Annotated in this window: 9 protein-coding genes; 7 read left to right on the top strand and 2 right to left on the bottom strand. The window is 45.4% G+C overall.

Going from position 1 to position 13,512, the window contains the following annotated elements:
• Positions 1–2 precede the first annotated feature (2 nt).
• From AB4371_RS01790 to sucD, 5 genes are all read left to right on the top strand, one after another.
• The gene (locus AB4371_RS01790) at positions 3–716 is read left to right on the top strand and encodes a succinate dehydrogenase iron-sulfur subunit (RefSeq protein WP_010436773.1); all 714 of its coding nucleotides are present in this window, start codon (positions 3–5) and stop codon (positions 714–716) included.
• A gap of 97 nt (positions 717–813) precedes the next feature.
• Positions 814–3,630, top strand: coding sequence for a 2-oxoglutarate dehydrogenase E1 component (gene sucA, locus AB4371_RS01785; protein ID WP_017061946.1), 2,817 nt, complete (start codon positions 814–816; stop codon positions 3,628–3,630).
• A gap of 21 nt (positions 3,631–3,651) precedes the next feature.
• On the top strand, positions 3,652–4,860 hold the full coding sequence (gene odhB / locus AB4371_RS01780) for a 2-oxoglutarate dehydrogenase complex dihydrolipoyllysine-residue succinyltransferase (RefSeq protein ID WP_017056410.1): 1,209 nt from the start codon (positions 3,652–3,654) through the stop codon (positions 4,858–4,860).
• A 206-nt stretch (positions 4,861–5,066) separates the two neighbouring features.
• Entirely contained in the window at positions 5,067–6,233 is a 1,167-nt protein-coding gene (sucC, locus tag AB4371_RS01775) for an ADP-forming succinate--CoA ligase subunit beta (RefSeq protein ID WP_010436793.1), read from the top strand.
• Positions 6,233–7,105 carry a succinate--CoA ligase subunit alpha gene (gene sucD / locus AB4371_RS01770; RefSeq protein ID WP_017061945.1) on the top strand — a complete coding sequence of 291 codons (873 nt, stop codon included), beginning with the start codon at positions 6,233–6,235 and terminating at the stop codon, positions 7,103–7,105. The genes sucC and sucD overlap by 1 nt, the downstream gene beginning before the upstream one ends.
• A 135-nt stretch (positions 7,106–7,240) precedes the next feature.
• Here sucD and znuB read toward each other — a convergent pair whose 3' ends face one another.
• Positions 7,241–8,026, bottom strand: a complete 786-nt coding sequence (gene znuB, locus AB4371_RS01765; protein ID WP_372148737.1) for a zinc ABC transporter permease subunit ZnuB — start codon at positions 8,024–8,026, stop codon at positions 7,241–7,243.
• Positions 8,026–8,805: a zinc ABC transporter ATP-binding protein ZnuC gene (gene znuC, locus AB4371_RS01760; protein WP_372148734.1), complete on the bottom strand. Its 780-nt coding sequence runs from the start codon at positions 8,803–8,805 to the stop codon at positions 8,026–8,028. Before znuC ends, znuB begins: the two co-directional genes overlap by 1 nt.
• 83 nt (positions 8,806–8,888) lie before the next feature.
• Between znuC and znuA the strand changes: the two genes are divergently transcribed.
• On the top strand, positions 8,889–9,779 hold the full coding sequence (gene znuA / locus AB4371_RS01755) for a zinc ABC transporter substrate-binding protein ZnuA (RefSeq protein WP_017067380.1): 891 nt from the start codon (positions 8,889–8,891) through the stop codon (positions 9,777–9,779).
• 269 nt (positions 9,780–10,048) lie between these two features.
• Positions 10,049–13,411 carry a helix-turn-helix domain-containing protein gene (locus AB4371_RS01750; RefSeq protein ID WP_372148781.1) on the top strand — a complete coding sequence of 1,121 codons (3,363 nt, stop codon included), beginning with the start codon at positions 10,049–10,051 and terminating at the stop codon, positions 13,409–13,411.
• Positions 13,412–13,512: the final 101 nt, after the last annotated feature.

Genomic DNA, 13,512 nt, shown 5'->3' with positions numbered 1-13,512 from the left:
CCATGAAACTGAATTTCTCTTTATATCGTTACAATCCAGATGTCGACCAGAAACCTTATATGAAGGAATACACTCTAGAAGTGGATGAAGGTTCAGACATGATGCTTTTGGATGCGCTTATTCTGTTGAAAGAGCAAGATCCAACAATCTCATTCCGTCGCTCATGCCGTGAAGGTGTATGTGGCTCGGATGGTTTGAACATGAACGGTAAAAATGGCCTAGCGTGTATCACGCCATTGTCTGCGCTTTCGGGCCAAGACAAGATTGTGATTCGCCCACTGCCTGGCTTACCCGTTGTTCGTGACCTGATTGTAGACATGACTCAGTTCTACGATAACTACGAAAAAGTGAAGCCATTCTTAGTGTCTGATGGCAATGTGCCACCGGCTCGTGAAAACTTACAAAGCCCTGATGAGCGTGCTCATTTAGATGGATTGTACGAATGTATCATGTGTGCATGTTGTACAACGTCATGCCCATCATTCTGGTGGAACCCTGACAAATTCATCGGACCAGCAGGCCTGCTTGCAGCGTACCGTTGGCTAATTGATAGCCGAGATACAGCGACAGACGAACGTTTGTCCGATCTTGATGATGCATTTAGCGTTTTTCGTTGCCATGGCATCATGAATTGTGTAAGTGTTTGTCCTAAGGGATTAAATCCGACGAAAGCTATTGGTCACATCAAGACCATGCTAGTGAATCGTTCGGTTTAAGTTATATAAAAATTGCCGCCCTAGAAGTTTTGGGGCGGCCTTTTAATAGCTCGGCATAGACCGCAGCAAACGTGAAAACTACTGGTTAAGGGAAAATATGCACAACGGCGTGATGAAGGCATGGCTCGAGTCTTCACACTTGGCTGGCGCCAATGCAACGTACGTAGAAGAACTCTATGAACTGTATCTAAGTGACCCAGATTCGGTAAGTGACGAATGGAGAAGTGTTTTTGAAGAACTGCCTGTGCAAGCTTCAGAGACAGTGGAACAACCACACTCTCGTGTTCGTGAATACTTCCGTCGACTCGCTCAAGAAACAAAGCATTACAGTGTCCAAGTTAGTGATCCAGATGTCGATGCGAAACAAGTAAAGGTTCTGCAACTTATTAATGCCTATCGATTCCGAGGGCATCAAGCAGCAAATCTAGACCCCCTAGGTTTATGGAAAAGAGCGACAGTTGATGAACTGGACCCTTCTTTCCACACTCTTACCGAAGATGACCTCAATGAGACGTTCAACGTCGGCTCTTACGCCATTGGCCAAGAGACGATGGTGCTTAAAGATCTCTACAAATCTCTAAAGCAAACGTATTGTGGCTCTATTGGTGCTGAATACATGCACATGACAAATACAGAGCAAAAGCGTTGGATCCAACAACGTTTAGAGTCTGTATCTGGTCAGCCCTCTTTCAACAAAGAAGAAAAGCAAGCTTTCCTAGAAGAGCTAACTGCTGCTGAAGGTCTTGAGCGCTATCTTGGTGCGAAATTCCCAGGCGCAAAACGCTTCTCGTTGGAAGGTGGTGATGCTCTTATCCCAATGACGAAAGAAATTATTCGTCATGCTGGCGGACAAGGCATGCGTGAAGTTGTTGTTGGTATGGCTCACCGTGGTCGTCTAAACATGTTGGTCAACGTGCTTGGTAAAAAGCCACAAGACCTGTTTGACGAGTTTGCGGGCAAGCACGATGACACGTGGGGTACTGGTGATGTGAAATACCACCAAGGCTTCTCTGCGGACTTCGCAACGCCAGGCGGCAACGTTCACTTAGCACTAGCATTTAACCCATCTCACTTAGAAATCGTAAACCCGGTAGTTATCGGTTCAGTACGTGCACGTCAAGATCGCCTTGGTGATAATGATGGTAGCCGTGTACTTCCAATTACTATCCACGGTGACTCAGCTATCGCTGGTCAGGGTGTAGTACAAGAGACGTTTAACATGTCTCAAGCTCGTGGTTTCTGTGTAGGTGGTACGGTTCGTATCGTTGTAAACAACCAAGTTGGTTTTACAACGTCTAACCCTCGCGATACACGCTCTACGATGTACTGTACCGATATCGCGAAGATGGTTCAGGCTCCGATTTTCCACGTTAACTCTGATGATCCAGAAGCGGTTGCGTTTGTTGCGCGTCTTGCATTGGATTACCGTAATACGTTTAAGCGTGATGTTGTTATTGATTTGGTTTGTTACCGTCGCCACGGTCACAATGAAGCCGATGAGCCGAATGCAACACAGCCTTTGATGTACCAAAAAATCAAGAAGCACCCAACACCACGTAAGCTGTATGCTGACGTACTGATGGAGCGCGGTGAGTTTGGTATTGATACGGCAACCCAACTCGTTAACGAGTATCGTGATGCACTTGATCACGGTGAAGTTGTGGTTAAAGAGTGGCGCCCAATGGCACTTCATTCTGTTGACTGGTCTCCATACCTTGGTCACGACTGGAACATTGAATGGGACAACAAAATTGATATCGAGCGTCTGAAAGAGCTTGGTACCAAACTTTGTCAATACCCGGACAGCCACAAGCTGCAAAGCCGAGTAAATAAACTGTACAACGATCGTACTGCCATGGTGAATGGTGAGAAACAAGTCGATTGGGGTATGGCTGAAACTCTGGCATACGCAACACTTGTTGACGACGGTAAGCGTATTCGTATCTCAGGCCAAGATTCAGGTCGTGGTACGTTCTTCCACCGTCACTCAGTACTGCACAATCAATCAGATGCAAGCACGTATGTTCCTCTTGCGAACATTCATGATAAACAAGGGCCATTCCAAGTGTTTGACTCTGTGTTATCTGAAGAAGCGGTACTCGCATTTGAGTATGGTTACGCGACAGCAGAGCCAAGCGGTCTAACCCTTTGGGAAGCTCAATTTGGTGACTTCGCAAACGGTGCACAAGTTGTTATCGACCAATTCATTTCATCAGGTGAGCAAAAGTGGGCACGTCTATGTGGTCTAACTATGCTGCTTCCTCACGGTTATGAAGGCCAAGGCCCGGAGCACTCTTCTGCACGTCTTGAGCGTTACCTTCAGTTATGTGCTGAACAAAACATGCAGGTTGTTGTTCCTTCAACACCAGCTCAGGTTTACCACATGATTCGCCGTCAGGTTGTTCGACCAATGCGTCGTCCACTGATTGTAATGTCACCTAAGTCATTGCTTCGTCACCCTCTGTGTACTTCTTCTCTTGAAGATTTGGCAGAAGGCACGTTCCAACCAGCTATCGCAGAAATTGATGATCTGGCGCCTGAGAACGTAAAACGCGTCGTGTTCTGTTCAGGTAAGGTTTACTTTGACCTGCTTGACCAAAGACGTAAGAACGAGCAAGACGATGTCGCTATTGTACGTATTGAGCAACTTTACCCGTTCCCTTATGAGGACGTGAGAGCTGCCATCGCACAGTACACAAATGTAGTCGATTACGTTTGGTGTCAAGAAGAGCCACAAAACCAAGGTGCTTGGTACAGTAGCCAACATAATTTCCGAGCTGCTATCCCAGTAGGTGCTGATATTCAATACGCAGGTCGTCCTGCATCAGCATCACCAGCTGTTGGCTATATGTCAGTACACTTGAAACAACAAAAAGCGTTAGTTGACGACGCTTTGACCCTACTTAAGAACTAGAAGTAAAAGGAAAATACGCACATGACAATTGAAATTCTGGTTCCAGATTTACCTGAATCTGTGGCTGATGCAACAGTTGCTACTTGGCACAAAAAACCGGGCGAAGCGGTTGCACGTGATGAAGTCATTGTAGATATCGAAACAGATAAAGTAGTTCTAGAAGTACCGGCTCCTGAAGCGGGTGTTCTGGAAGCTATCATCGAAGAAGAGGGTGCTACGGTACTTTCTAAGCAGCTTTTGGCTAAAATCAAGCCGGGTGCTGTCGCTGGTGAACCAACGAAAGACACCACTGAAGATACAGAAGCATCTCCTGATAAGCGCCATAAAGCTGCGCTAACAGAAGAGAACAACGACGCACTAAGCCCAGCTGTTCGTCGCCTGCTTGCTGAGCACAACCTACAACCAGCTGACGTTAAAGGCACTGGTGTTGGTGGTCGTATTACTCGTGAAGACATCGACGCACACCTAGCAGCAGCGAAAGCGGCTCCGGCAGCAGCATCTGCACCAGCAGTTGAAGCGCCAGCAGCGGCTCGCAGCCAAAAACGCGTGCCTATGACTCGCCTGCGTAAGACAGTTGCAAACCGTCTTCTAGAAGCGAAAAACAGCACAGCAATGCTGACTACTTTCAACGAAGTGAACATGAAGCCAATCATGGACCTTCGTAAGCAGTACAAAGACCAATTCGAGAAACGTCACGATACGCGTCTTGGCTTCATGTCTTTCTACGTGAAAGCAGTAACAGAAGCACTGAAGCGTTTCCCAGAAGTGAACGCTTCTATTGATGGTACAGATATCGTTTACCACAACTACTTCGACATCAGCATGGCGGTATCTACGCCACGTGGTCTAGTGACTCCAGTACTCAAAGACTGTGACACACTAGGTTTCGCTGATATCGAAAAAGGCATCAAAGAGCTAGCAATCAAAGGTCGTGACGGCAAGCTAACGGTTGATGAACTGATGGGCGGCAACTTCACTATCACAAACGGTGGTGTATTTGGTTCTCTAATGTCTACGCCAATCATCAACCCGCCTCAAGCGGCAATTTTGGGTATGCACAAAATCCAAGACCGTCCAATGGCTGTTGATGGCAAGGTAGAGATTCTACCAATGATGTACCTAGCGCTTTCTTACGACCACCGTCTAATCGATGGCCGTGAATCAGTTGGCTTCCTAGTGACCATCAAAGAGCTTCTAGAAGATCCTGCACGTCTGCTATTAGACGTTTAGTATCGCTAAAACGTCTAGTTAACCCCGTTAGCTAGACGTAAAAAGTTTCAAAGGCTAGGCTGCTCAACGTCTGGCCTTCAATTGAACTGTAAAGCCATTAGAAAATGGACAGCAGTTGTTTTGAGAAGACCCTACAGACGTAACACAGGAAACTGTGTCGTTATGGAAATAATAATCCCTTAAGGGAAAATAAACGGAATATCAAAATGAATTTGCATGAATACCAAGCCAAACAGCTGTTTGCAGAATTCGGTTTGCCTGTACCAGAAGGTTTCGCATGTGATACTGCACAAGAAGCTTTCGAAGCTGCAGGTCGTATCAGTACAGCCAAGAAAGTCGTTAAGTGTCAAGTACACGCTGGTGGCCGCGGTAAAGCGGGCGGCGTAGAGCTACATGACACCAAAGAAGGCGTTAAAGAGTTTGCACAAAAGTGGCTAGGTAAAAACCTAGTGACTTACCAAACAGACGCTAATGGTCAGCCTGTAACTAAGATCCTAGTTGAAGAAGCATCAAACATTGCTAACGAACTTTACCTAGGTGCTGTTGTTGACCGCGCAACGCGTAAAATTGTATTCATGGCGTCAACTGAAGGCGGTGTGGACATTGAGAAAATCGCTGAAGAAACTCCAGAGTTGATTCACCAATCAGCGATCGATCCTCTAGTAGGCCCTCAAGCTTACCAAGGCCGTGAACTGGCGTTCAAACTTGGTCTAGTTGGCGATCAAATCAAACAGTTCGTTAAGATCTTCATGGGTCTTGGTCAAATGTTCTCTCAGTACGACCTAGCTCTACTAGAAATCAACCCGCTTGTAATTACTGGCGAAGGCAACCTGCTTTGTCTAGACGGCAAGATCAACATCGACTCAAACGCGATGTACCGTCAGCCTAAACTACGTGAAATGCACGATCCATCTCAAGAAGATGAGCGCGAAGCACACGCAGCACAGTGGGAACTGAACTACGTAGCACTAGATGGTAACGTTGGCTGTATGGTTAACGGTGCAGGCCTTGCGATGGGTACGATGGATATCGTAAACCTACACGGCGGCAAGCCAGCAAACTTCCTTGATGTAGGCGGCGGCGCGACAAAAGAACGTGTAGCTGAAGCATTCAAGATCATCCTTTCTGATGACAATGTTAAAGCAGTACTCGTAAACATTTTCGGTGGCATCGTTCGTTGTGACATGATCGCTGAAGGTATTATCGGTGCAGTTAAAGAAGTCGGCGTAACAGTTCCTGTAGTTGTTCGTCTAGAAGGTACAAACGCAGACCTAGGTCGCGAAGTACTTGCTAATTCTGATGTTGATATCATTGCAGCTGAATCTCTAACAGATGCTGCTCAGAAAGTTGTTGCTGCTGCGGAGGCTAAATAATGTCTGTATTAATTAACAAAGACACTAAAGTAATCTGTCAGGGTTTCACTGGCGGTCAAGGTACATTCCACTCAGACCAAGCTATCGCATACGGTACGCAAATGGTTGGTGGTGTTTCACCTGGTAAAGGTGGTCAAACTCACCTAGGCCTTCCAGTATTCAACACAGTACGTGAAGCGGTAGAAGTAACTGGCGCAACAGCAACAGTTATCTACGTACCAGCTCCTTTCTGTAAAGATGCAATCCTAGAAGCGATTGATGCAGGTATCGAACTGATCGTAACGATCACTGAAGGTATCCCTACAACAGATATGATCGACGTTAAAGTGAAGCTAGAAGAAACTGGCGTTCGCATGATCGGTCCTAACTGTCCAGGTCTTATCACTCCAGACGAGTGTAAGATTGGTATCATGCCTGGTCACATCCACAAGAAGGGTAAAGTAGGTATCGTATCTCGCAGCGGTACTCTGACATACGAAGCAGTTAAGCAAACAACAGATGAAGGCTTTGGTCAGTCTACATGTGTTGGTATCGGTGGTGACCCTATCCCAGGTTCAAACTTCATTGATATCTTGAAACTTTTCCAAGAAGACCCAGAAACTGAAGCAATCGTAATGATTGGTGAAATCGGTGGTACTGCGGAAGAAGAAGCGGCTGATTTCATCAAAGCAAACGTAACTAAGCCAGTTGTATCTTACATCGCTGGTGTTACTGCTCCTCCGGGCAAACGTATGGGCCACGCAGGCGCAATCATCTCTGGCGGTAAAGGTACTGCTGAAGATAAATTCGCAGCACTAGAAGCAGCAGGCGTTAAGACTGTTAAGTCTCTTGCTGACATCGGTAAAGGCCTACGTGAAATCACGGGTTGGTAATCAGCTGGCTTTTATCGATTGAGATAGAAGTTAATTGAAACGATATTAAAAAGGCTTGGTCACTGACCAAGCCTTTTTTTATGTTTTCGAGATACGAGATCGTACTGCTAAGTGCTAAGTGCTAAGTGCTAAGTGCTAAGCTCGACTTCTAACCATTTGAGATAGCATAAACATTGCTGCCGCACTGATAACCACAGACGGGCCAGCAGGCGTATCATAGAACCAAGACAAGCTTAATCCACCGAATACAGCGATAGAGCCAATAATTGATGCAAGGAAGGCCATCTGCTCAGGTGTGCTCGAGAACTTCCTTGCCGTTGCTGCAGGAATAATCAGTAGCGATGTCATGATTAACGCACCAACAAACTTCATACCGACAGCAATCACGATACCGACCAATAGCATCAGAATCAGACGCATTAAATCAATGTTGATGCCATCAACCGCCGCGAGATCTTCGTTAACCGTCGTTGATAGTAGCGGTCGCCAAAAGATAGCAAGCACCAATCCAATCACAGCAGCGCCCCCATAGATAAACACCAAGTCAGTCGGCGATACCGCAAGCAAGTCACCAAATAAATAACTCATCAGGTCAACACGAACGTTATCTAAGAAACTGACAGCAACCAAACCAAGTGATAGCGCACTGTGCGCCAAAATACCGAGTAGGGTATCGGTCGCGACCAGCTTTTGTTTTTGTAAAGTCACTAGCAACACGGCCAGCATCAAACAACAAATCAGCAGCGCGAAATACAAGTTAATGTTGAACAGAAAGCCAAGTGCTAAGCCCATCAAAGAAGCGTGAGCAAGCGTGTCACCAAAGTAAGCCATCTTACGCCACACCACGAATGAACCTAGTGGGCCTGCAATTAGTGCAATACCCAAACCCGCCAAAATAGAGGGAAGAAGAAACTCAAGCATTAGTGGTGTCCGTGTTTATGGTTTGAACATTCATGCACGTCGCCTTCGACAGGCTGGCCTGCGAGATCATGATGGTGATGTTCGTGTTGGTGATGATAAAACGCTAGCGTCTCTTGGGTCGCGGTGCCAAAGAGCGCAATATACGAAGGATGGTGTTTGATGTCTGCAGGTGCGCCTGAGCAACAGATGTGGTGGTGTAAACAGATAACATCGTCTGTTTTTGCCATCACTAAATGCAGATCGTGTGAAACCATAAATACGGCACAACCAAAGCGGTGGCGAATGGTGTCAATCAAGTCATACAGGTCTATTTGCCCTTGAACGTCGACGCCTTGAGCCGGTTCATCGAGAACCAGTAGATCTGGTCTTCTTAGCAATGAACGAGCAATGAGCACACGTTGGTTTTCTCCGCCAGATAGCTGGTGCATGTTACTCTTCTGCAGATGTTCAGCACCAACAAGCTTCAATGCTTCAAGGCTCTCTTGCTGACTGAAATTGCCAGTGAGTTTTAGAAAACGCTCTACGTTGAGCGGTAGGGAATCATTGAGCTTTAATTTTTGTGGTACATAGCCAATTTTCAGTTTTTTAGCTTTTGTTATTGTGCCTGAAAATTTGGTCTGTAAACCCAGTACCACTTTTACTAATGTCGACTTTCCTGCACCGTTTGGCCCAATCAGGGTGGTGATTCTGCCGCGCTCTAAATTTAGAGAGATGTTGTCTAGAACTTTTCGACCGTCAAATTCGACGCTCACAGAATCTAGTTGGATTAAGTTATCCATGAATAGAACTCATTTGCAATTCGCTAATGTTATAATGTAACATTTACCTCAAGCCTAAGCTACTTTTCTATTATCGAGGGATTATGTCACGTTCATCTTTTATACTTGCTACTTTGCTTTTAGCGCCAAGTGTCGCAAGTGCCAATACTATTCTAACAAGCTTTAAACCAATTCAAATGATTGTGACAGAATTAACGCAAGGCGTTAGTGAGCCGGATGTGTTGATGAACAGCAATGCTTCGCCGCATGATTATGCGCTTAAGCCATCGGATGTCAAAAAAGTTCATAGTGCCGATATGGTCATCTGGTTCGGCCCTGACCTAGAAGCCTTTCTGACTAAGGTGATTGGTTCAAAAGAAAATGTTATCAAGATCAGTGATATTCCCGGAATCAACTTGCGAGAGTTCGGACACGAAGAGCATGACCACGATGCACATGAAGGGCACCACCACGGTAGCCATGACCCGCATTTTTGGTTAGGTATCGAGCAAGTTGAAGTAGCTGCAAAATACATCTCAGCTAAGTTGATTGAATCTGATCCAGACAACGCAATGGCGTACCAAGAGAATCTCGATTCATTTCTGATTGCATTGAAAGAGAAGCAACAGTCTATTCGAGAGCAACTTGCACCCGTGAAAGACAAAGGTTACTACGTTTTTCATGACGCGTATGGTTACTTTGAGCAAGAGTTTGAGCTAAATAACTTAGGTCACTTTACGGTGAGCCCAGAGCGTAAGCCGGGTGCAAAAAGCCTGATCGCTATTAAGAAAACGATAGTACGTGAAAACGTTCAATGTGTGTTTTCTGAGCCTCAATTCACTCCTGCTGTGATTGAATCAGTGACGCGCGGAAGTAACGCAAAACAAGGTCAGCTTGACCCTATCGGTTCAACAGTTGAAGTGAAGAGTGGAAGCTATTTCGATTTTCTTCAGCAACTTACAGATAGCTATACAAGTTGCTTAGACGAGAAGTAAGTCATAAACGAGTATTCTTTACTCTACTTTGCTCTCGTTAATTTATGAATCATGCCGCTTTTTGCGGCATTTTCGTGACCGCTAAGATAAAACCTCCTAACAAATAACAAACCTCCTTTCTCCTTTTCTAATTTCCGCTAAAATGGAAAGATAATAATAAGCACAAAAAAACTCAGTTTTTGGTTTAGCAACGATAAGACGTTGTGGTACCCAAAATTTCATGTGTTGTTGCTGTTCAGGATTAAGAGTTGTATCGAATTATCTTCAAAATGTTCATGTTAATGAGCATTTCATTTAGCGTTCTAGCGGTAAATACCTCGCCCTCCGTTTTCTATCCTTTGCCCGTTCAAGCGCAAGGGAATTTCCTTGCGGCTAAAAACTTGTATTTAGGTGCCGGAGGTGGGCTCTGGGTTCATGATGTGCATGGAAAAGTACTCTTTTACGATGGTCGAACTCTATTCCCTCGCAAGGGAAGCTTACTGCAATTTTCTTCGGAAAGAGTCGCCTTTCTGAACGATGAGTTTTGGACATTTTTCGACAATGAGGTCTATCGACATAACCCTGGAATTGGCAACGAATTGGCGTTTAGCCTAAGTCCCGGCGCTGAAATAGCGAATATCGGTGCATCAGGCGATTATATTTGGGTTACTGACGGCAGTAATTTCTATACCTACAACACTCAATCTTTAGAATTCAACACCTACTCTCTACTTAAACTGTACCGATACAATAACAGCAGTGACATTGCGATTAACGACGCTGAGTGGGTACTATCAAAGTGGGTGCTAGCGACCAGTTCTGGCGTTTACCTTTCAGAGAATCAAGAGTTTACCCATGTCACCGCATCAGACAAAAACCATATTGAGACGGTTTATTTTTCGAATGCTCGACGTGAGTTAGTGATCGGTACTTTAAATGGTGCTGTGATTGTTGATCTCGCGAACCCAGACAAAGAGACCATCGTTAAAGGGTCGCATGTTCTCTCGTTGGCCGAAACTTCGGACCAGTATTGGATTGGTACAGAGCACGGCCTTATTAGCTACAACTTTATTACGGGACAAATTACTCGATTCGAACAAGCCGCTAGTCAAGACTTCTCGTTACCGGGTGAGAAAATATATTCGTTGATAAACGATCATGCTGGTGGTATGTGGGTTGCGACAAACAACGGTATCCGATACTTCTCACTGTTCAGCAAAACCTTCTCGAGAACACCCCTAACTGTAATGGGCATGCATTCGAGTAGTGTGGTGATCAATAAAGTACTGCCTGTCAGTGACCAGTTATCTTGGGTCGCGTCTTCAATGGGGCTCTACTTGGTTGATTCTGAAAGTGAAGAGAACCCAATTCGTGTTTACTCTAACCCTGTTAATGATTTTGAGATCTTTGGCTCTTCCATTTGGTTGGCGACCGAACAAGGTATCATCAGTCTAAATACGGAAACACTACAACCCGAAGCCCTTGATTTACCGAGGCCAATTGAGGGAGTGCGTGTTGAAAACCTTGCGCTTCAAGCCGATAACGTTCTTTGGATGACCTCTGGGCAAAACCTCTATTCGTTATCTATCGAAACCATGAAACTGACGAGTTATGGCACTGACTGGTTAGTCGACAAGTTCTTGCCTGCGAAGATCACCGCTCTCAATGTAGGCTTGCTAGGTCGCATCTATATAGGAACGGATCATGGCTTCTACTCGTTCATTGATAAACGAATTAGCTTTAGTCGTTCCAGCGAACGGTTTGGCAAAGTCGTCGATATTGAAAAAGCGAAGGATGGAGCGCAGTGGTTTGCGAGCAGTTATGGCGTGTATCGAATCCCGGATGACAGCTCTATTATTCAAGAAATCACTCTTGTTGAAGACAATATTAGCCCCAACTGCCTGATAAGCGATGACAATGGTGTTTGGTTAGGCTCTTCGAAAGGCATCAGTTATTACGGATTGGATGGGCAACTGCATAAACACATAGGTTCGCCATTTGGTTTGATCACCAATGAACTGGCGGCAGGAGCGTGTGCTCTTTTTTACAGTCAAGATAGCCAACCTTCGAGGCTTGTTTTCGGCTCAAAGTATGGTGTAGTCAGCGCGTTATCTAACGAGTTACTGGTATCAACTACACCTCATAGCCGTGCCTTGTTGAGTAAGATAAGTGTCGACCAACAAACGGTATCACTTGGCGGGAAAACGGCAGAGCTGGATGAGATTCCTTATGGTTCATCGATGGGGTTTAAGCTAGGTATCTTACCAGCAACGTTCGCACCTGCGATGGAATACCGACTGAGCGACGATGAACCTTGGAGTGAGTTTGAAGGGGGCTTGTTAACGCTCGATCATCTTCTTCCAGGGGATTACACACTTGAAGTGAAGCCGGTTAAAGGCTCCCATTATCGCTTTGTGTCAACCAATCAAAGCTTCTCGATTGCGGAGCCTTGGTATCTGACCAATTGGGCTGCAGCAAGCTCTCTGATATTACTGATTGGCGTTGTGACTATCTTAGTCTTTTGGCGTTCGCGTTATGTCACTTTTGCCAACCGGCACTTAAAAGCGCAAGTTGCACTGAAGACAGACCAATTGAGGCACCAAAGCCGGATATTACTCGCCACTAATCAACAGCTTAAAAAGCAGCTATCCGTGAAGAATGCGCTTGTGTCTCACACTGCCAATGAACTCTCTTCTGAAGTGAATCATATTGCTGCGATGCTCCCGAATTGGAATGACGAGCTCGGGAAGTCGCCGATTCTAACCTTGAAAAATGGCTTAGCTCAATTGAGTAATACGCCTCAAGGAGAAGGGCAAGTTTGTTACGATATAATTTTAATCTTAGAGGTGGTACTCAAAGCTTGGCAGGATGACTTAACCAAAGCCGGTATTGAACTGGATATTAAAGTCGAAACAAAACAACGATATGTCTCGTTGCTGTATTTTAATCTCGATATTATCTTCAATAGCTTGGTTGCGAGCATCATCAAGAGAAACTTTAAGTCGCAGAGTATGGTGGTTCTGGTTGAAGAGGTTAAGGAGCATCTTGTTGTGACCATTCGAGATCATGGGATGCCTTTCCCTAAACTGGCATCAAGCATGGGTGACAATACCGGAAAGTCGACCGACCTTAACATCGAAAAGCTGCCGCTATTGATGAATCAGAGCGGTGGTGAGCTTAATGCCTTTGTTTCGGAGTCTCAAAATAAGGTTCAGCTTTCGTGGCCAATTGAGTATCAAGTACTCGACAATCTTGAAGCCAGCACAATTGAACAGATTGAAACCATTAAGCTTGCCGCCTCAACACCAGAGCAACAAAAACTGACAGCGGAACAAGAGTGGAAGAACAGAGTGTCGCAGCTTGTGAGTGAAAACTACGCTGATGCCGAGTTCAGTACTGCAACTGCCGCTAAGTATTTGTTTATGTCTGAGAGAAGCTTACAGAGACGCTTTAAATCGGCTTACAACAAGACCTTCAAAGAGCACTTGAATGAAGTACGTCTAGAGCATGCGTGTGAGCGCTTACTCGCTGGAGAGAAGATCTCTGATGTGGCGTTTGATTCGGGGTTCAATGACCCTTCCTATTTCAGTCAAAGGTTTAAGCACCACTTTGGCATGTCACCATCTAAGTTTGCTGAAAACAACGAAGAGTAGCACGCAGCGGATACTCAGCTAGAACATAAATAAAGATACTTTAGCCTCGACATTCGTGTTGGGGCTTTTTTATGCTTCTACGAGATACGAGATACGAGATA

It is taken from the genome of Vibrio sp. 10N.261.51.A3 (assembly GCF_041471965.1).
Taxonomy (GTDB): Bacteria; Pseudomonadota; Gammaproteobacteria; order Enterobacterales; family Vibrionaceae; genus Vibrio; species Vibrio crassostreae_C.
This window is presented reverse-complemented; position numbering and strand designations above follow the sequence as displayed.